20 protein-coding genes and 2 tRNA genes are annotated in these 19,971 nt (G+C 44.5%); 17 read left to right on the top strand and 5 right to left on the bottom strand.

Features of this window, described 5'->3' with window-relative positions:
- Positions 1-43: 43 nt before the first annotated feature.
- Positions 44-120 (top strand) — tRNA-Asp (locus tag HLM86_RS19925).
- Between the two features lie 35 nt (positions 121-155).
- Positions 156-232 (top strand) — tRNA-Trp (locus HLM86_RS19920).
- Positions 233-878: 646 nt separating this feature from the next.
- Here HLM86_RS19920 and suhB read toward each other — a convergent pair.
- The gene (suhB, locus tag HLM86_RS19915; protein ID WP_076585942.1) at positions 879-1,682 is read right to left on the bottom strand and encodes an inositol-1-monophosphatase; all 804 of its coding nucleotides are present in this window, start codon (positions 1,680-1,682) and stop codon (positions 879-881) included.
- 178 nt (positions 1,683-1,860) lie between these two features.
- Between suhB and trmJ the strand changes: the two genes are divergently transcribed.
- The 12 genes from trmJ to fusA all read left to right on the top strand — a co-directional run bounded on the left by trmJ (position 1,861) and on the right by fusA (position 12,522).
- On the top strand, positions 1,861-2,583 hold the full coding sequence (gene trmJ, locus HLM86_RS19910; protein ID WP_170883808.1) for a tRNA (cytosine(32)/uridine(32)-2'-O)-methyltransferase TrmJ: 723 nt from the start codon (positions 1,861-1,863) through the stop codon (positions 2,581-2,583).
- A 120-nt stretch (positions 2,584-2,703) separates the two neighbouring features.
- Positions 2,704-3,204, top strand: a complete 501-nt coding sequence (gene iscR, locus HLM86_RS19905; protein ID WP_076585938.1) for a Fe-S cluster assembly transcriptional regulator IscR — start codon at positions 2,704-2,706, stop codon at positions 3,202-3,204.
- A 29-nt stretch (positions 3,205-3,233) separates the two neighbouring features.
- Positions 3,234-4,448 (top strand): IscS subfamily cysteine desulfurase, encoded by a 1,215-nt coding sequence (locus HLM86_RS19900; protein WP_076585936.1) that lies wholly within the window; start codon positions 3,234-3,236, stop codon positions 4,446-4,448.
- Positions 4,449-4,499: 51 nt separating this feature from the next.
- A complete protein-coding gene (gene iscU / locus HLM86_RS19895) occupies positions 4,500-4,880 on the top strand; it encodes a Fe-S cluster assembly scaffold IscU (protein ID WP_076585934.1) in 381 nt (126 codons plus the stop codon).
- A gap of 65 nt (positions 4,881-4,945) precedes the next feature.
- Positions 4,946-5,269 (top strand): iron-sulfur cluster assembly protein IscA, encoded by a 324-nt coding sequence (gene iscA, locus HLM86_RS19890; protein ID WP_076585932.1) that lies wholly within the window; start codon positions 4,946-4,948, stop codon positions 5,267-5,269.
- A 52-nt stretch (positions 5,270-5,321) separates the two neighbouring features.
- Positions 5,322-5,837 carry a co-chaperone HscB gene (gene hscB / locus HLM86_RS19885; protein ID WP_076585930.1) on the top strand — a complete coding sequence of 172 codons (516 nt, stop codon included), beginning with the start codon at positions 5,322-5,324 and terminating at the stop codon, positions 5,835-5,837.
- A gap of 19 nt (positions 5,838-5,856) precedes the next feature.
- Positions 5,857-7,710, top strand: a complete 1,854-nt coding sequence (gene hscA, locus HLM86_RS19880; RefSeq protein ID WP_170883809.1) for a Fe-S protein assembly chaperone HscA — start codon at positions 5,857-5,859, stop codon at positions 7,708-7,710.
- Positions 7,711-7,722: 12 nt separating this feature from the next.
- The gene (fdx, locus tag HLM86_RS19875) at positions 7,723-8,061 is read left to right on the top strand and encodes an ISC system 2Fe-2S type ferredoxin (RefSeq protein WP_076585926.1); all 339 of its coding nucleotides are present in this window, start codon (positions 7,723-7,725) and stop codon (positions 8,059-8,061) included.
- A gap of 30 nt (positions 8,062-8,091) precedes the next feature.
- Positions 8,092-8,286, top strand: a complete 195-nt coding sequence (gene iscX / locus HLM86_RS19870; RefSeq protein WP_076585924.1) for a Fe-S cluster assembly protein IscX — start codon at positions 8,092-8,094, stop codon at positions 8,284-8,286.
- A gap of 159 nt (positions 8,287-8,445) precedes the next feature.
- A complete protein-coding gene (pepB, locus tag HLM86_RS19865) occupies positions 8,446-9,744 on the top strand; it encodes an aminopeptidase PepB (RefSeq protein ID WP_076585922.1) in 1,299 nt (432 codons plus the stop codon).
- 56 nt (positions 9,745-9,800) lie between these two features.
- A complete protein-coding gene (gene ndk / locus HLM86_RS19860) occupies positions 9,801-10,229 on the top strand; it encodes a nucleoside-diphosphate kinase (protein ID WP_076585920.1) in 429 nt (142 codons plus the stop codon).
- A 205-nt stretch (positions 10,230-10,434) separates the two neighbouring features.
- Positions 10,435-12,522 carry an elongation factor G gene (gene fusA, locus HLM86_RS19855; RefSeq protein ID WP_076585918.1) on the top strand — a complete coding sequence of 696 codons (2,088 nt, stop codon included), beginning with the start codon at positions 10,435-10,437 and terminating at the stop codon, positions 12,520-12,522.
- A gap of 116 nt (positions 12,523-12,638) precedes the next feature.
- Here fusA and HLM86_RS19850 read toward each other — a convergent pair whose 3' ends face one another.
- A complete protein-coding gene (locus tag HLM86_RS19850; protein WP_076585916.1) occupies positions 12,639-13,571 on the bottom strand; it encodes a LysR substrate-binding domain-containing protein in 933 nt (310 codons plus the stop codon).
- A 98-nt stretch (positions 13,572-13,669) separates the two neighbouring features.
- On the opposite strand from HLM86_RS19850, the gene HLM86_RS19845 reads away from it, so the two are divergent.
- The gene (locus HLM86_RS19845; RefSeq protein WP_076585914.1) at positions 13,670-13,876 is read left to right on the top strand and encodes a DUF1127 domain-containing protein; all 207 of its coding nucleotides are present in this window, start codon (positions 13,670-13,672) and stop codon (positions 13,874-13,876) included.
- A gap of 50 nt (positions 13,877-13,926) precedes the next feature.
- On the opposite strand, the gene HLM86_RS19840 is transcribed toward HLM86_RS19845, so the two are convergent.
- The 3 genes from HLM86_RS19840 to chrA form a co-directional block, all read right to left on the bottom strand.
- Positions 13,927-14,850: a LysR substrate-binding domain-containing protein gene (locus tag HLM86_RS19840; protein ID WP_076585912.1), complete on the bottom strand. Its 924-nt coding sequence runs from the start codon at positions 14,848-14,850 to the stop codon at positions 13,927-13,929.
- Positions 14,851-14,957: 107 nt separating this feature from the next.
- On the bottom strand, positions 14,958-16,643 hold the full coding sequence (locus HLM86_RS19835; RefSeq protein ID WP_076585910.1) for an AMP-binding protein: 1,686 nt from the start codon (positions 16,641-16,643) through the stop codon (positions 14,958-14,960).
- Between the two features lie 203 nt (positions 16,644-16,846).
- Positions 16,847-17,992: a chromate efflux transporter gene (gene chrA, locus HLM86_RS19830; protein ID WP_170883810.1), complete on the bottom strand. Its 1,146-nt coding sequence runs from the start codon at positions 17,990-17,992 to the stop codon at positions 16,847-16,849.
- A 103-nt stretch (positions 17,993-18,095) separates the two neighbouring features.
- On the opposite strand from chrA, the gene HLM86_RS19825 reads away from it, so the two are divergent.
- Complete coding sequence (locus HLM86_RS19825; RefSeq protein ID WP_076585906.1) at positions 18,096-19,004, top strand: LysR family transcriptional regulator; 909 nt, start codon at positions 18,096-18,098, stop codon at positions 19,002-19,004.
- A 209-nt stretch (positions 19,005-19,213) separates the two neighbouring features.
- Entirely contained in the window at positions 19,214-19,816 is a 603-nt protein-coding gene (locus HLM86_RS19820; RefSeq protein ID WP_170883811.1) for a porin family protein, read from the top strand.
- The last annotated feature ends 155 nt before the right edge of the window (positions 19,817-19,971 follow it).

Genomic DNA, 19,971 nt, shown 5'->3' with positions numbered 1-19,971 from the left:
GACCTGAAAACAGATGGACGCTTGCTTAGCAAGTTGCCACTGCGGAGTGGTAGTTCAGTTGGTTAGAATACCGGCCTGTCACGCCGGGGGTCGCGGGTTCGAGTCCCGTCCACTCCGCCATTTATTTCGAGTGTCGACTCTTTAAATACGAAAATAGGGGTGTAGCTCCAATTGGCAGAGCAGCGGATTCCAAATCCGCGTGTTGGGAGTTCGAATCTCTCCACCCCTGCCATCTTCAAAAGCCTCAGTCGAAAGACTGGGGCTTTTACATATCTAGTCATCGGTAAACCTAGGTTTTTCTGTGAGTTATCACAGTATAAATAAGATTTTAGAAGCCTGTGTTCTCATCTTTATCAGTCTTTGTACGCGGCACAGAATAAGCTTATCTCTTGCCTAGAGCGACTTTAGCTGTCGCTATTTGGCTTATTAATCATTCAGTACTCAACCACTATATGGACAGCAATGATGACCTTGACGTTAGCACAGTGGATGTCGCTGTCAGAAAATAGGTCAAAAACGTTGTGCCTGAACTATGTATGGTTTTTCTATGTTGTTCGAAAGGACCTCTTAGAGAGGGTTATGTGGGAAAAATGGCTTGTTGTCCAGCTCTTATGGTAGGCAGCAATATCAACTCAGGCTAATAATCGTGACATATTCAAATACGCTCCAATTACCGCGTTCGACTTAAAAAGATCACGTGTTCTATGAAAGCTGCTGCCTGACACAGAGTGGTTCTCCTAAAAGGGGATCTTAGGTTGTTGGTGAAAGGAGTCGGATCGGGGGACATGCGCGCTCTAGTGAGAGAGCTTTTACTGATAGATCTATTTTATTTGGGTGTAAAAAAGCCCACATGAAGTGGGCTAGCTACCGATTATGGTTTATTTCAAAATCGCATCATTGCCATTTTCGCGAATATGTTTGAGGATGCCTTTTACACCGCGAGCGCTTGCTGCGACGACATTTCCAGATTTGATGTAATCTGTGCCGCCAGAAAAATCTGTTACGATCGCGCCTGCTTCACGGGCAATCAATTCACCTGCTGCGATATCCCAAGGCTTTAAACCAAGTTCAAAGAAACCATCTACGCGACCTGCGGCCAAGTAGCATAGATCAAGTGCCGCCGAGCCTGTACGGCGGAAGTCAGCACAGTCAATAAACAGTGCTGACATGATTTTCATGTAAGACTCTGAGTGTTGCTTCTGCTTGAATGGGAAGCCAGTGGCTAATACTGCACCTTGCAGATCTTTTATTGGTTTTACGCGGATACGTGCATTATTGAGTTGAGCGCCTGAGCCACGCTGAGCGGTAAATAGTTCGTTGAGCAGTGGGTCATATACACAAGCGACTTCGGTTTTTCCTTTTATACGTACAGCAATGGAAACAGAGAGGTGCGGGAAACCTTTCACAAAGTTTGTAGTACCATCCAGTGGGTCGATGATCCATTGCACATCATTGTCTTTACCTTCCATCATCCCAGATTCTTCACCAATAACAGTGTGTTCTGGATAAGAAGCTTTTATGGTATCAATGATGATCGCTTCTGCTTCTTTGTCTACGTTAGTAACAAAGTCGTTTACGCCTTTTTGAATGGATTCAATCTTGTCAGTATTTTCTAAAGATTTAGCTATATGGTTGCCTGCTTTTCGTGCGGCACGAATAGCAATGTTAAGCATTGGATGCATACTAATTTCCCAGCGGATGTTAAAGAACATAAAAAACGGCGGGAAGTATATCAGATTAATCTCCAAATGGAAGTGATGATTTTTTACACTTTTAATGGGAATTCATCAAAGGCCCTGACCATTTTATCCTTGTCTATGTTAATATCGCGCAGTTTGAAATTACCTCTTGGAAATCACCATGCTAAACAATGTCAAAGTTGTTCTCGTTGGAACCTCTCATTCTGGAAATATTGGCTCAGCTGCACGAGCAATGAAAGTCATGGGGTTGTCAAATTTAGTCTTGGTTGATCCTCAATGTCAAATTGATGAGCAAACCTTCGCTTTATCTTCGGGTGCAGCAGACATCGTTGAAGGAGCTGTGGTGGTTAATACACTTAACGACGCTGTCGCCGATTGCAGTTTGGTGATGGGATCGAGTGCTCGCTCTCGCACACTTGAATGGCCAATGCTAGAGCCAAGAGAGTGCGGTATTAAATTGATCCGGCAAAGCGCCTCTGCTTCTGTTGCCTTAGTGTTTGGTCGGGAGCGTACTGGTTTAACGAATGAAGAGTTACAGACGTGCCACTATCACGTCAGTATTCCTGCCAACCCCGAATACAGTTCATTGAATTTGGCTATGGCCGTTCAGACCTTGAGTTACGAAGTAAGAATGGCTTACCTAGAAAAAGAGAAGGGGCAATATCCTGCGGTGCAAGAGCAAGAATACCCCAGACATAAAGAGCTAGAAATGTTCTTTGAGCACCTTGAATTAGTGGCCCAAAAGACGGAATTTCTTAGTGAAGATAACCCAGGGAAAGTAATGAACAAGCTGCGTCGTCTGTTCAATCGAGCGCGGCCTGAAGCTCAGGAGCTTAACGTATTACGAGGTATCTTGACCTCTATTGAGAAAAAAATCATCTAATGATATATCCTTTGTTTAAGTAAGGATGAATACCTGAGTAAAATAGTCAATTAAATACTTGACTAAAATAGTCGGGTATGAAAAAATTCCCCCACATAAACGATGTGGATATGGTGTTATATGAGACTTACATCTAAAGGAAGATACGCAGTGACAGCCATGTTAGATGTGGCTCTGCATTCACAACAAAATCCTGTTCCACTGGCGGATATTTCAGAACGCCAGGGAATTTCCCTCTCTTACTTAGAGCAGTTGTTTTCTAAATTGCGCAAAGCTGGTTTAGTTGCGAGCGTCCGTGGCCCTGGCGGCGGGTATCGTCTTGGTGCTGAGGCAAATACTATTGCGATTGGCACTGTTATCGCGGCAGTTGATGAATCTGTTGACGCGACCAAGTGCAATGGAAGAGGGGATTGTCAGGGGGGAACTCGTTGTCTAACACATACCCTTTGGCACGATTTGAGCACACGTATCAGCGATTTTTTAAATAACATCACGCTCGGTGAGCTGATGAAAGATAACGAAGTGCTGGAGGTTTCAGATCGACAAGATCTTGCCGTCAATCATGGGTTTGCTAAAAAGAATTCTAACGCCGCGCCCATCGGTGTAAATTTCCGCTCTTAAGCGGTTTTCCTGTTACATTGGAGTAGAAAATGAAACTGCCTATTTATCTAGATTATTCAGCGACGTGTCCTGTTGATCCTCGTGTCGCTGACAAAATGGTTCAGTACATGACAATGGATGGTACGTTTGGCAATCCAGCATCACGATCACACCGATACGGTTGGCAGGCAGAAGAAGCAGTTGATACTGCTAGAGAACAAATTGCAGATCTGCTGAATGCAGATCCTCGCGAAATTGTTTTTACTTCTGGCGCGACAGAGTCTGATAATCTGGCGATTAAAGGTGCTGCGCATTTTTATTCGAAGAAGGGTAAACATGTTATTACCTGCAAAACTGAGCACAAGGCGGTCTTAGATCCTTGTCGTCAGTTAGAGCGTGAAGGTTTTGATGTCACTTATCTGGACCCAGAATCTAACGGTATTATTGATATCAAAAAGCTAGAGGCTGCGATGCGTGAGGACACTGTATTAGTGTCTATTATGCACGTAAATAATGAAATTGGTGTGATTCAAGATATCGCGTCGATTGGCGAATTGTGTCGTGAACGCAAGATTGTATTCCATGTTGATGCGGCGCAGTCAGTTGGAAAAGTACCTGTCGACGTTCAAGAGATGAAAGTCGACCTTATTTCAATGTCTGCTCATAAAGCTTATGGACCAAAAGGAATCGGGGCACTGTACGTTCGACGTAAACCTCGTATTCGCCTTGAAGCTCAGATGCACGGTGGTGGCCATGAACGTGGCTTCCGATCTGGGACGCTCCCTACCCACCAAATTGTTGGTATGGGTGAAGCATTCAGTGTTGCCAAAGAAGATCTTAAGAAAGATTTTGACCACGCTTTGGCACTGCGTAACCGCCTTCTGGATGGTGTTAAAGATCTAGAGGCTGTGACGGTTAACGGCGATTTAGAGCAGCGTGTACCACATAACCTCAACATCAGTTTTGCCTTTGTTGAAGGTGAGTCCCTTTTGATGTCGCTAAAAGATTTAGCGGTTTCATCAGGTAGTGCTTGTACTTCTGCCAGTTTAGAACCGTCCTATGTACTGCGAGCCTTGGGTCTCAATGATGAATTGGCACACAGCTCCGTTCGTTTCTCCTTCGGCCGTTTCACGACAGAAGCAGAAATAGACTACGCAATTGAACAAATTCGTACAGCAGTGATAAAACTGCGAGACATGTCTCCTCTATGGGATATGTACAAAGAAGGGATTGATTTAAGCACGGTTGAGTGGGCACACCACTAATCTGGCATTAATCATTCCAAGGATAGAACTAGAGGATTCGAGGTAAATATCATGGCGTATAGCGAAAAAGTAATTGATCACTACGAAAACCCACGTAACGTTGGTTCATTTGATAAAGAAGATCCGGCAATCGGTAGTGGCATGGTCGGTGCACCTGCTTGTGGTGATGTAATGAAGCTTCAAATTAAAGTAAGCCCTGAAGGGATTATTGAAGATGCGAAGTTTAAAACCTATGGATGTGGTAGCGCTATTGCTTCTAGCTCCTTGGTCACTGAATGGGTCAAAGGTAAAAGCGTCGATGAAGCCGCTGAAATCAAAAATGCGGAAATTGCAGAAGAACTAGAGCTGCCACCAGTCAAAGTGCATTGCTCTATTCTTGCCGAAGATGCCATTAAAGCAGCGGTCGCAGATTACAAGAAGAAACATCAGTAAAAGTCCGTCTATTATGGGAGACCAGTTCTCCCATATGGCTGAATAACAACTAATTAAGGTGCAGTATGTCGATCACTATGACAGAAACCGCGGCAAGTCGCGTTAGAACATTCCTTGAAAGCCGAGGTAAAGGTATCGGGTTACGTTTGGGTGTGAAAACGACGGGCTGTTCTGGAATGGCTTACGTACTAGAATTTGTTGATGAGTTAAATGAAGAAGACTCTGTATTTGAGCATTCAGGGGTCAAAGTTATCATTGATCCTAAGAGCCTTGTTTATCTCGAAGGTACCGAGTTGGACTATGTCAAAGAAGGCTTGAATGAAGGGTTTGAATTCAATAACCCGAATGCGAAAAGTGAATGTGGTTGTGGTGAAAGCTTCAACGTTTAATTGATATAGCCTGTGACTACCCACAGGCCCATTGTCCGGAGCATCATTCTCCATGAATTACTTTGAGTTATTTGGGCTACCAAGTCAGTTTCAGCTGGATGGTAGCCTTCTTTCGTCACAATTCCGTGAACTTCAAAAGCAGTTTCACCCCGATAAATTTGCGTCTGCTTCAGAACGCGATCGCTTGCTAGCAGTTCAAAAGGCCTCGCAAATTAATGATGCCTATCAAGTGCTCAAAAACCCGATTTCTCGCGCGGAATACATACTTGCTGAAAAAGAGATCGACATTCGTGATGAGCAGCAAACGATGCAAGACCCTGTCTTTTTAATGGCACAGATGGAACTGCGTGAAGAATTAGAAGAAATTTCAGGCAGTTCAAACCCCGAAGATGCTTTGTTCATTTTTGAGGATAAGGTCAGTGAAATGTTCAACGAGCAGTTGATGTTAACCGAGAAACAACTCGATGATAGTGCATGGCAGCAAGCTGCTGACGGTGTGCGTAAGCTCAAATTTATTGCCAAATTAAAAAATGAAATCGAACTAGTGGAAGATAAACTCCTCGGCTAGCGAAAAACAAGGACCATCCATGGCACTACTTCAAATTGCAGAACCGGGTCAGAGCTCGGCACCTCACGAGCACAAGCTGGCAGCAGGTATTGATTTAGGGACAACCAACTCTTTGGTTGCCGCGGTTCGCAGTGGTAATGCTGCGACTCTGACCGACAATCTAGGGGAAAGTATTCTTCCGTCTGTCGTCAATTACGCAAGTAAATGGCCTGAAGTGGGGCAAAGTGCAAAAGACAAAGCAGAAATTGACCCAGTTAATACCATCATTTCGGCCAAGCGTCTGATTGGACGTTCTTTACTGGATATTCAAGCTCGTTATCCTAGTCTCCCCTATCAGTTTAAACAAAGCGAAAATGGTTTGCCTGTTATGCAAACGGCGCTGGGCGATAAGAACCCAGTTGAGGTTTCTGCTGATATTCTAAAGTCTTTGGGGCAACGAGCCGCAGAGACGCTAGGCGGTGAACTCGCTGGTGTTGTTATCACGGTGCCCGCGTATTTTGATGACGCGCAAAGAGCAGGCACTAAAGATGCTGCTAAGCTTGCTGGTTTGCACGTGCTGCGTCTATTGAATGAGCCAACCGCTGCGGCTATCGCGTATGGTTTAGATTCAGGACAAGAAGGTATTATTGCGGTTTATGACCTTGGTGGTGGTACTTTTGATGTCTCTATTTTGCGTTTGTCAAAAGGGGTATTCGAAGTATTAGCAACAGGTGGAGACTCCGCGCTAGGAGGTGATGATTTTGACCACCTTTTAGCGGACTATTTGCTAGAGAAAGCCGGAATTAAGTCAGAATTGACAGCACACCAACACCGTACGTTACTCAATGTGGCCACTGAAACCAAAGTCGCCTTTTCTAGCCAAGATCTTGTTGAGGTCGATGTGCTGGGGTGGGCTGGTGAGGTGACACGTGATGAATTTGAATCATTAATTCGTCCGCTAGTGAAAAAAACGCTTATGGCTTGCCGACGTGCCTTGAAAGATTCAGAGGTTGCACTTGGTGAAGTTCAAGATGTCGTCATGGTTGGCGGTTCAACTCGGACTTTACTGGTTCGCGAAATGGTCGGTGATTTCTTTGAATGTCCGCCCCTGACGAGCATTAACCCCGATGAAGTTGTTGCGATTGGTGCTGGCATTCAGGCCGATATTTTAGTGGGGAACAAACCTGACTCTGAGATGCTACTTTTAGATGTGATTCCTTTGTCTCTCGGGATTGAAACCATGGGAGGTTTGGTTGAGAAGATTGTTCCTCGCAATACCACTATCCCTGTTGCCCGAGCTCAAGAATTCACCACGTTTAAAGACGGTCAAACAGCCATGAGTGTTCATGTGGTTCAAGGTGAACGTGAAATGGTTGATGATTGTCGCTCTCTGGCGCGTTTCTCCTTAAAGGGTATCCCTGCTATGTCAGCCGGTGCCGCGCACATCCGAGTCACCTATCAGGTCGATGCAGATGGCCTCCTTTCTGTGACGGCGATGGAAAAGAGTACAGGCGTACAATCTGAGATCCAAGTCAAGCCATCGTATGGTTTGAGCGATGATGAAGTTGCCGATATGCTGCGTGACTCTATGACCTATGCCAAAGACGATATGAACGCTCGAGCTTTAGCTGAACAACGTGTCGAAGCCGATCGTGTTATTGAAGGCTTGGTTGCCGCGATGCAAGCAGATGGTGATGAATTGCTTGTTGAGGAAGAGAAACAACAGTTGCTTCATGCCATTGAAGCTTTGATTGCATGCCGAAATGGTGATAGTGCAATCGCGATAGAGCAAAGTATAAAAGATACCGATAGGGTGAGCCAAGATTTTGCTTCTCGCCGTATGGACAAATCGATTCGAGCTGCATTGTCAGGTCAATCGGTAGATGATATTTAAGAGATAAACGTTATGCCTAAGATTATTGTATTACCCCATGAAGATTTGTGTCCGGAAGGGGCCGTGTTAGAAGCGAATAGTGGCGAAACTGTGCTGGATGTAGCACTGAAAAATGGAATTGGCATCGAACACGCGTGTGAAAAGTCGTGTGCGTGCACAACCTGTCATATTGTTGTTCGTGAAGGCTTTGATTCACTAGATGAAAGTGAAGAGCTTGAGGATGATATGTTAGACAAAGCATGGGGGCTTGAACCAGAGTCTCGGCTCGGTTGTCAGGCTCGAATCACCGATGAAGATCTTGTGGTGGAAATTCCTAAATATACGCTCAATCATGCGTCTGAAGATCACTAAGTTTCGGTTATTTATAAAGGAAATATCATTATGAAATGGACAGACTCAAGAGATATTGCTATTGAACTTTGTGAACAGTTTCCGGATATTGATCCGAAAAATGTCCGTTTTACGGATTTGCATCAATGGATTACTGATTTAGACGAATTTGATGATGAGCCGAACCGCTCAAATGAAAAAATTCTGGAAGCCGTCATATTATGCTGGATGGATGAAATGGATTAATGCCATTCAGAAAAACCTTTTCAGTTAACAAATTTGACTAAAAATGACGGGCCTCAGTGCCCGTTTTTTATCGAATTGATATTTTAGCCCCACAAAATGCTAACATCCCGAGGTTAAGTTAGCGCGCTTGTTTTGCGCAGTATAAGACAAGGAGATATCATGTCGGCAGTTATGTCAGTATATTTGAGCCAAGAGGCGGCCCCGCTTCAATGGGGCGATAAAGCGGTCCTTTCATTTTCAGAAAGCAGCGCCATAATTCACCTAAACAACGGTGAGTCCACCCTTACCATTCAGCGTGCGGCTCGCAAACTTGATTCTCAGGGTTTACTTTCTGTATCACTGGAGGGAGCGGGTTGGGATTTGGAAACAGTCTGGGCGTTTCACCAAGGCTACCGAGGCCCTAAGAAAAAAAATACGCTTACCTTACCGGATTTAGACGAATCGAGCCAAACAGAATTGGCCGCTCGCGTGAAGGCAACCGACTTCACCCGTGATATTATTAACAAGCCTGCAGAGGAAGTTGCGCCGAGACAGTTGGCGACGATGGCCGCAGAGTTTATAAAGTCAGTGGCAAAAGAAGGCACGGTCAAGGCACGTATTGTCAAAGATAAAGATTTACTGGCTGAAGGCTGGGAAGGGATTTATGCGGTTGGTCGAGGCTCAGAACGCACATCGGCGATGCTACAGTTAGACTACAATCCTACTGGTGACGAAGATGCGCCGGTTTGGGCATGCCTAGTCGGTAAAGGAATCACCTTTGATTCAGGTGGGTATAGCATCAAACCTTCAGGTTTTATGGCCGCGATGAAAGCCGATATGGGCGGTGCAGGAACGATTGCTGGTGGTTTAGGGCTTGCCATCATGCGTGGATTGAACAAACGCGTAAAACTGATTTTGTGTTGTGCTGAGAATATGATTTCGGGCCGAGCGCTAAAGCTTGGTGACATCATTACTTACAAAAATGGCAAAACGGTAGAAATTCTTAATACCGACGCAGAAGGGCGTTTGGTATTGGCGGATGGCTTAATGTTTGCTAGTGAGCATAACCCGCAGCTGATCATTGATTGTGCGACGCTAACAGGCGCAGCAAAAAATGCATTGGGTAATGACTATCATGCTTTAATGAGTTTTGATGATGAGCTTGCACATCATGCACTGAACGCTGCTAAACAAGAAAACGAAGGTTTATGGCCTCTTCCTTTAGCTGAATTCCATCGTGATATGTTGCCATCAAGTTTTGCTGACTTATCAAACATCAGTAGTGGTGATTATTCACCAGGTGCGAGTACAGCAGCGGCTTTTTTGTCTCATTTTATTGATGATTATCAAACTGGCTGGTTGCATATAGACTGCGCCGCAACGTATCGTAAGTCGGCCAATGACCAATGGGCTGCCGGTGCAACGGGAGTGGGTGTGCGAACAATCGCCGGATTATTGCTTCAGCAAGCCAACCAATAAACTGTCAGGGTATGCTACGCGCCCATTAAAGAAAATATGAAAATAAAGGATATCCTATGGCTTTAGAAAGAACTTTCTCGATTGTCAAACCCGATGCGGTTGAACGTAATCTTATCGGTGAAATTTATCAACGTATTGAAAAAGCCGGCTTGAGTATTATTGCGGCTAAGATGCTTCATCTAACAGAAGAGCAGGCGAGTGGCTTTTATGCTGAACATGAAGGCAAACCATTTTTTCCCTCTTTAAAAGAGTTTATGACTTCTGGTCCTATTATGGTTCAGGTGTTAGAGGGTGAAAATGCAATAGCTCGCTATCGTGAACTGATGGGTAAAACAAATCCTGAAGAAGCGGCCTGTGGTACAATTCGTGCCGATTATGCGTTAAGCATGCGCCTTAACTCGGTTCATGGTTCTGATAGTCCAGAATCGGCTGCGCGTGAGATTGAGTTCTTTTTCCCACAGGCAGAGCTTTGCCCTCGAGGGTAATCGCGTAGAGTTTTCCTAAAAGTATTGGCGCCTTGTTTTTGGACTAAGGGAGCCAGTTAATATGTCGAGTAGACGAAAAAATTCAGCCAGTTCTTAAATCTGGATGGAGAAAGTTTTTTAAACACATAGGCACGCAGAGCTATCAGTCTTGGTGGATTGTGGTATACTCTGCGCGCAATTTATACCTTATAAACAGAGTAAGACAATGGCAGATTTATCGAAATACAGAAACATTGGTATTTTCGCGCACGTTGATGCGGGTAAAACGACTACCACTGAGCGTATCCTTAAGCTAACAGGTCAGATCCACAAAACGGGTGAGGTTCACGATGGTGAATCTACAACTGACTTTATGGAACAGGAAGCTGAGCGTGGTATTACAATTCAGTCAGCTGCTGTAAGCTGTTTCTGGAACGATCACCGTCTAAACGTTATCGATACTCCTGGACACGTTGACTTCACAGTAGAAGTATACCGTTCTCTTAAAGTTCTTGATGGCGGTATCGGTGTATTCTGTGGTTCTGGTGGTGTTGAACCTCAATCAGAAACAAACTGGCGCTATGCAAACGAATCAGAAGTTTCTCGTCTGATCTTCGTTAACAAACTTGACCGTATGGGTGCAGACTTCTTCAGCGTTGTTGATCAAGTTAAAAAAGTACTGGGTGCTAACCCACTCGTTATGGTTCTACCCATCGGTCGTGAAGACGACTTCGTTGGTGTTGTAGACTTGCTAAGCCGTCAAGCTTATGTATGGGATGACACTGGTCTTCCTGAAAACTTCGAAGTCAAAGACGTACCAGCAGACATGGTTGACGAAGTTGAACAGTACCGTGAAGAGCTAATCGAAACGGCTGTTGAGCAAGACGATGACCTAATGGAAGCTTACATGGAAGGTGAAGAGCCTTCTATCGAAGATATCAAGCGTTGTATCCGTAAAGGGACACGTGACCTTGCTTTCTTCCCAACATACTGTGGTTCTGCGTTTAAGAACAAAGGTGTTCAAATTGTTCTTGATGCTGTGGTTGATTACCTACCAGCACCAACTGAAGTTGATCCTCAGCCTCTGACTGATAAAGACACGGGTGAAGCAACGGGTGAAGTTGCTACAGTATCTGCAGATGAGCCGCTACGTGCTTTGGCATTTAAGATCATGGATGACCGCTTCGGTGCGCTGACGTTTATCCGTATCTACTCTGGTCGCATGAAGAAGGGTGATACCATCCTCAATGCTGCTACAGGCAAAACTGAGCGTATTGGCCGTATGGTTGAAATGCAGGCTGATGATCGTAATGAGCTTACTGAAGCTCAAGCGGGTGATATCATCGCGGTTGTTGGTATGAAGAACGTTCAAACAGGTCACACGCTATGTGATCCTAAACATGAATGTACTCTTGAGCCAATGATCTTCCCTGAACCTGTAATCTCTATCGCGGTATCACCTAAAGACAAAGGTGGTTCTGAGAAGATGGGTATTGCTATCGGTAAAATGGTCGCAGAAGATCCGTCATTCCAGGTAGAGACTGACGAAGATTCTGGTGAAACTATCCTGAAGGGGATGGGTGAGCTTCACCTAGACATCAAGGTAGATATTCTTAAGCGTACTTACGGTGTTGAACTTGAAGTTGGTGCACCACAGGTTGCTTACCGTGAGACTATCACCGCTGAAGTTGAAGACAGCTACACGCACAAGAAGCAGTCTGGTGGTTCAGGTCAGTTCGGTAAGATCGATTACCGTATCAAACCAGGTGAGCCAAATTCTGGTTTCACGTTTAAGTCAACAGTTGTTGGTGGTAACGTACCTAAAGAATTCTGGCCTGCAGTAGAAAAAGGCTTCGCTGGCATGATGGAAAATGGTGTTCTTGCCGGTTTCCCTACGTTAGACGTAGAAGTTGAGTTGTTTGACGGTGGTTTCCACGCGGTTGACTCTTCAGCTATTGCTTACGAAATTGCAGCGAAAGGTGCATTCCGTCAGTCTATGCCAAAAGCTGGTGCACAACTTCTTGAGCCAATCATGGCTGTAGACGTGTTCACTCCAGAAGACAACGTTGGTGACGTTATCGGTGACCTTAACCGTCGTCGTGGTATGATCAAAGACCAACAAGCGGGTACTACAGGCGTTCGTATTAAAGCAGACGTTCCTCTATCAGAAATGTTTGGTTACATCGGTCACCTACGTACTATCACTTCAGGCCGTGGTCAGTTCTCTATGGAGTTCGCCCACTACTCACAATGTCCAGCCAATGTTGCTGAGCAAGTGATTGCTGAAGTTAAAGAGCGTAACGCTAAGAAGTAACCTTCTTCTTAGTCTTATAGGCTGATAAACCCCCTGAAGTGAAAACTTCAGGGGGTTTTTGTTATTGGTCAGTCGTGATATGGAGTAAGGAAGGAGACGAAAAAAGACGGGTAGAGTTAACTTGGACTTTGAGCATCAATGATGTCTAAATCAAATTGATATAATTGCTGGCTTTCTTCGACCTGTTTAATAATCCATTCGCAAAAGTGACGTATTTTTTTCCGTTTAAAATAGGCATTCGGTGCACACAAAAAGTAGTGGTAGTCTGTTCTCTGAGCTAGGTTGCCAATGCGAACCAGCTTGCCTTCTTCAATGTACCTTTGGGCGAGCGTATGCTTCGCCAATGCGACGCCCTGAACCGCAAGAGCACCTTCCAACACAAAGTGCGAGCCGTTGTATTTTAGCGTGGGTTTTGCCGCTTTATGACCAAGGCTTCCGAGCCAGGTGCTCCAGTTAAGATCTGGCCAGCAGTCTTCAATGAGATCGGCTCTGACTAAATCACTGAGTTGATATATATTATGTTTCTCCTGATAAATGGGATGACACACCGGATAAAGAAGTTCCTTGAGCAAAAGCCTTGATTCTAGTTTTGGGTAGCGCCCCGGGCCATAGCGTATACATAAATCCATATTTGAATGCTGAAAGTCAACGAGTTTGCTGGTGGGCTCAATCATCATTTCTTGATCGGGGTAAAGAGCTCTGAAATGGCCAATTCTAGGTACCAACCAATGCTGAGCAAACGAAGGAATTGTCGAAATAGACAATAAATTTGGGTTAGGATCAGAATTTATTTGGCGAACCCCATCTTGTATATGGGCAAAACCTTTACTAGCCTGTTGGAAGAGGGTTTCACCGTCCGATGTCAGAACCACTTTTCTATGTTGCCTGACAAACAAATCGACACCTAAAAATTGTTCCAACTGACGTATTTGCTGGCTGATCGCAGCAGCAGTCACAAATAGGTGTTCTGCTGCTTGTTTAAAGCTGCCAAGTTGAGCCGCAGTATAAAAGTAGTACAAGCCTTGTAGAGGGGGAAGGTGCTCTTTCACTTAAGTTATCCTTAACTAAAGGTTTAATTCTATCGTTTGATAGAATCGACTTAGTGCTCAATTATTAGATGTAATGTTGGCAGATTCAAGGCAAGGTGATGGAAAACATAGTAAGTACCTCGGCGTGTACAAAAAGTAAAGAGCTTAGTTTGCTTCAGAAAATCTTATCTAAACTAGTTCAATGGCGTCACAATTACCGCTCTCGGAGGCAGTTAAAAGATCTACCGCTTCATATTTTACGTGATATTGGTTTAGACGCAGAGCAAGCCAGAGATGAGTCAGGACGCCCATTCTGGGATGATTAACTTGTTGTGATCACGAACGAAGTGAGAAGGGATTGTTGAACGCATTCTCTCTAGAGCGATTCAGGGAGAGTTTGCTGCTCAATGATCTCGTCTTGCAACCAGTTCACGAAAGCCTGAATACGTTTTGTGCGAGGGGACTCATTGTGAAAAAAGAGATTAAATTGAATCCCTGGTGTCATGCCGAAATCAAATGGCTTGACGAGCAAGCCTCTCTCAATATAGTCGCTGGCAAGAGAATCGGAAGCTAAGCAGGCTCCATGGCCAGACATTACGGCCTTCATTGCATGGTCAAAGGTACTCACTTCCATCCACCTGACGGACTTTTTACTCATGGTGACATTGGCCTGTGAAAACCATGACTCCCACGGATAGCCTCCAGACTGGTAGTGAATAAGCCAGCAAGCAAGTAATTGCTCTGGTTTATTTAAATTGATCGACTTGGCCAAATGTGGAGAACAAAATGGATAAATACTTTCTTCAAATAAAAATACTTTATGAAGTTTATGGCTATTTTCTGTCTCCAATTGCTCACCCTGCCAGATGGCGATATCGGCATCGCCTTGTGTGATATTGGGGGCATCACAATTGGTCAGTATACGAATTGGGATATTGGGGTACTCGATAGAGAATTTCCACAGTTTTGGAAGTAACCACCTTGAGGCGAAAGATGGTGTAGAGCTGACGCACAAAAGACCTTCTAAAGGCTCGCTCTGAATCTGGTTTAAACCCGTAATAATTTGCTCAAAGCCTTGTGAAGTGTGTTTGTAGAGGACTTTTCCTTGTTCCGTCAAGCGCATTTCACGCCCATCTCGGACAAACAGCTTACAGTCCAATCCATTTTCCAATTGCCGAATTTTTTGGCTAACAGCTGCTTGGCTAACAAACAAGGCTTCCGCCGCTCGGCTATAGCTATTGAGTCGGGCTGCAACTTCAAAGTATCTTAACCCCGGTAAATGATGCAACCTTGCATCCATATTATTTCCTACCTTTCTGTGCTGAGTAGCATCATATAATGTTTATATTGAAAATCAAAAAGGAGAGCACCGCCCTCCTTTTGAAACGTTGAAAATATTGTGGGAATCTACTCTTCCCAGACAACAAGTTGGTCTTTCGGCCAGTTTTGGCCGACATCATGATACTTTTGTTCAAGCACATGACGTTTGATTTTCAGCGTTGGTGTCAGGATACCATTCTCAATACTCCAAGAATCTTTGATCATGAGTACACCTTTGATGTGCTCATGGCTTTCAAGCTCCTGGTTCATTCGCGCAATAACTTTTTTGGTGGTTTGCTCATAGCGCTTACGGTCAAAGTTAGGGAAGTCATGGGGTACGACCAGAAGAATCGGGGCTGGTAGCCCCAATCCAATCAGGCACATCATCTCAACACGACTGTATTCGAACAGTTTTTTCTCTATTGGCACGGGTGCAACAAACTTACCTTTAGCCGTTTTAAAAGTATCTTTCTTTCGCCCCTGAATCGTGAGGTAGCCGTCGCTATCGATGGCGCCAATATCACCAGTATGCAGCCAGCCTTCTGAATCAAATGATTCTTGCGTGGCGATATCGTTTTTGTAGTAGCCAGAGAACAGACCCTGACCTCTGATCATGATCTCTTCATCTTGAGCAATCTTGAGCTCAATTCCTGGTCCAGCATTACCGACTGAACCTATTTTATCGGCACGAAATGGGTAATTGATGGTGCTATACGCAAATGATTCTGTCATTCCCCAAGCTTCGGTAATATTCAGACCCACACTGTGGTACCAATTGAGCAAAGCTGGCGACACTGGCGCTGACCCACAGCCAAGCACGCGCGCCTTATTTAGGCCAAGTCCTTCCGCGAGTTTTTTCTTAATCAGTGAATTGATAAACGGAATATTCAGTAAAATATTGAGTTTCTTTTGTGGGAGCTTGTCTTGAATTCGCTGCTGAAAAAGTGTCCATAAACGTGGTACCGAGATAAATAGGGTGGGACGTTGCATTTTTACATCATCGATAAAGGTATCTAACGATTCTGGAAAAGCGGTTTCGACGCCCCCTTGGATGGATGAGCCAAAAATATAGACTCGCTCAGTAATGTGCGCCAAAGGTAAGTACGAGAACAAACGGTCATTTTTCTGGATACCAATATGGCTAATAAGTTGTTGTACCGACCAGCTAAAGGCACCATAAGTGAGCATTGCTCCCTTCGGTAAACCGGATGTCCCTGAGGTATACACGAGTGACATCAGTTTGTCATCGTGATGTATCGGACGCTCAGTACTGGGCTCTGACTTAGCGATCAGTTCATCAAAACTGTGCTGACAGTCAGGAGCAGATTGATAAGGGAGAGAGATACTGATCAAATCTGGGATGGATTTGAGAACTTGTTGAGTCGCGGAGGCGTCATCAAGTTTCCCCCCAATAAGTGCTTTGCTTTCACTGTGTGTGATGCAATATTCGATTGTGTCAGCAACGGCTGTGGGAAAAATAGGTACACTAATGAAATCCCCGAGCATCATCGCCAGATCGCAGATAAACCATTCGGCACAGTTTTTTGACACAAGAGCGACTTTATCACCGGGTTCTAGGCCTAGTTCTTTCAATGCAGTGGCAAGTCTGAGTGCTTTATCGGCGACTTCAGCATAAGTGAATTCAACAAACTGGCGATTAATGATCTGCTTTAGATAAACGTGGTCTGGGCGCTCCGTTGCCCAACGAAGGATCATTTCATTTGGTGGTGGAAAAGCACAACTCGTTTTGCTTAACTCGTTAGGCTGAATCATCTTCTAACTCCATGTTATTGGCAAAGTTATAAATTATTTATTTTTGTTAACATATTGTTAATCTTAGCATGGGGTAAGTTTAAGTTGGAAGGATTCATAGTGATGTTAAGAATAACTTGTGACCGGAGCGAAAAAACCGTTGAGCTAGAAAGAGGTCGGGTTTTTCCCTGTCCTTTACTGAGTAAAAAGACAGGGAAGGAAGATTAACTTAAATAACCCCTAGCCACCCCAGCTAATGCAAAAAAAACAACCATCCACACGATGGGAAGTTTGTGTTGTTTCAGTAAATAAAAGCCAAATAAGATGAACGCGATATCCAGCGAACGAGATACCGCGCTGGTGAATACTGGTTGATACAGGGCGGCGACTAACAGCCCCACAACCGCGGCGTTGACACCATTTATTGCTCCAGACACTTTTGGTATGCCAGCGAGTGATTGCCAATTTTTCAATACGCCTAACAACAAAAGAAACCCTGGTAAAAAGACACCAAGGGTAGCCATCACCGCTCCGACAATCGGCGCCTGAGGCATCAGTTGATAACCGATGTATGTCGCAAAGGTGAACATGGGGCCCGGCACTGCCTGAGCTGCGGCATAACCGGTTAAGAAAGTATCGGGGCTCAGTTGGTCACCGACGATATTTTGGAGAAGAGGGAGTACCACATGCCCACCGCCAAAGACGAGACTGCCGGCTTGGAAGAAATCGTTGAATAAGCTTATCGCAGGGAATGGTGCCGCAATAAAAGGCAGACCAAGGATCAAGACAACAAACAAAACCAAGGGTAGAGCTGTAGGCTTGAATTGTGTGGATGTTGCTGGGAGAGGGGAGCTAAGGTACTTGACTCCGGTTAGTGCCGCGACAAGGAGCACGAATATTTGTGTTGTTATACTGGGGAAGATCAATAATGCGGCCGCTGTGAGGACGCATATTGAGGCGGATAGCCTCTGTTTACAAAAATTGTTATACATTCCCCAAGCGGCGTCGGCGACGACCACGACCGCGAGTAGTTTTAGTCCATGTACTAGGTATTGAAATAACGGTGCTTCAGTGAGTTGGCTGCTTAGGATAGCAAGTGCCACCATGATCATGACCGAGGGTAATGTAAAACCTAAGAAAGCAAGACAGGCCCCCAAAAGGCCACCTCTTTTGTAGCCCAATGCAAAGCCAACCTGACTCGAACCTGGGCCAGGAAGAAACTGACTGAGCGCGACAATCTGCGCGTATTCTTCATCATCCAGCCATTCTAGCTTCTCGACAAAGGTGTTGCGGAAGTAACCAATATGGGCGGCTGGGCCCCCAAAGCTTATCCAGCCAAGCCAAAAGAAGGTTTTGAAGATAGATATCATAAGGGTTGATTCTCAGAACAAATATTGAGCATACTCTACGAAATGAATTAGAATGATTCAAATTAATAAATTTAATATATTGTATGAATGAAATGGGATATATGTGAGTGAGTTTAATTGGAAAAGCATTGACTTGAATTTGCTGGTGGCCTTTGAGGCTATTTATACAACGAGAAGTGTGAGCCGAGCTGCGCAGCGTTGTTTTGTCAGTCAGTCTGCGATGAGCCATACACTGCAGCGTATGAGGGCTTTGTTTGACGATCCTTTATTCGACCGAGTTTCGGGTAAGATGGAGCCGACACAAAGGGCTCACGATATTTCGCCACTGGTATCGAGCTTGTTAGCCAGCATCAAAAATGATCTTCTTAGCAAGAATGTGTTTGATCCTAAGGTTTTTTCCGGCGTCTGGAATATTGGTTTAACTGACTATGCCGAACAGTTATTTGCGCCCGTTATTTACGATATGGTCAAACATCATGCCCCTCTTGCTCAGGTTAGCTTTTTTAACGTCAACAGGGACAATTACATCAGTGTTGTTGATAAACAGCGTCTTGATGTAGTGATTGGCAGTATTGATTACCCTAATCGGCGTTTTATCTCTGAGCGACTTTATACAGAGCAGCATGTTTGTTTATTCGATCCTGAAAGTGTCATTGTGAAAGGTGAATTGACGCTGTTGGCTTTTGCGGAAATAGAGCATGCCTTGGTTAGCCCTGATGGTCGATTAGAGAGTCGGCTAGATAGACAACTGGCTCAATTGGGCTTCCAGCGTCGAGTTGGCGTTGCTTCGCGAAACTTTCTTACTGTTCGACGGTTATTGGTTGGCCGCAAGTTACTCTGTATTGTGCCCAAGCGCTTTGCTGAAATGGACATCGATCACTATGGATTAAGCACAGCCCCGACACCTATCGACGTTGCAGACTTTGATATCCAACTCTTGTATTTGAAAGCGTTTGAGCATGAAGAGAAAAATCGTTGGATTAGACAGTTAATTAAACAGGTGGTTTGCTAACGCCACCACGGGTGGCTGAGCCTACGTTTGCGGAAAAATTAGAAAAAACAAAGTTATGAGTTAATGCTTGGTTTTTTCGAACGCTTTTATCTTTTTGATATCAATATTTACAGATTATTTAATGGCAAAAGTATTCATTGAGTTTGTTCTTCTCTTAATTTATATTTCCCGCGAGCATAAAAGATGTTGTTCAGACTACAGGAAATATAATGAAGATGAAATATTTGGCGGCCCTTATCGCAGTGGCCTCTACACAGGCTGTGGGTGCAGAAAATCTAGACACTCAGCGTGGTTACCTTGAAAATGGTTGGTACGTAGGTGCAGATATCATTAGTACTGATCTAGATGGAACGCTGTTTGGTCCATCACTTGAAGAAGTTTCGAGTACTAACGTGGCATTTTCTGTTGGTTATAGCTTTCAAGTTGCAGAGTCTTTCGTCGTTGGTGTGGAAGGTGAGTACCTGAACTATGGCGAATTTGATCTAGCTTATTCCGCAGTACAAAGCAAAAAAGTAGCAAACACCGACATATCAGCATTTTCTCTAAACTTAAAACCTAAGTATTTTGTGGCAGATTCTGGCTTTTATGTTGGAGGTACTTTAGGCTTAGGTACATATCATGCTGAAATGACAACGGTTACTAATGTTAGTGATTCGGCATCAGACACTGGTTTTACTTACGGTGTAGAAGCGGGTTATGCGTTAAACAATAGCTGGCTTCTAAGTGCAGGTTATCGAGTGTCTTCTGCGGATATTGATGGTTTCGATATTGATATGAATACTCTATATGCAGGTATTGACTACAAGTTCTAACCGCTTGTACTACCGAATTGAAAAGGGCGCATTACGCTAATGCCGATCAGTTAAGGCATTAATCGGCAGATCAATTGAACGATCCTCCCAATATGTAAAAATCCGATAGACCCTGTTTATCGGATTTTTTTATGCACGTTTCTCAAGCTCTCGAC

The sequence above is a fragment of the Vibrio ostreicida genome (genome assembly GCF_013074385.2).
Taxonomy (GTDB): Bacteria; Pseudomonadota; Gammaproteobacteria; order Enterobacterales; family Vibrionaceae; genus Vibrio; species Vibrio ostreicida.
This window is presented reverse-complemented; position numbering and strand designations above follow the sequence as displayed.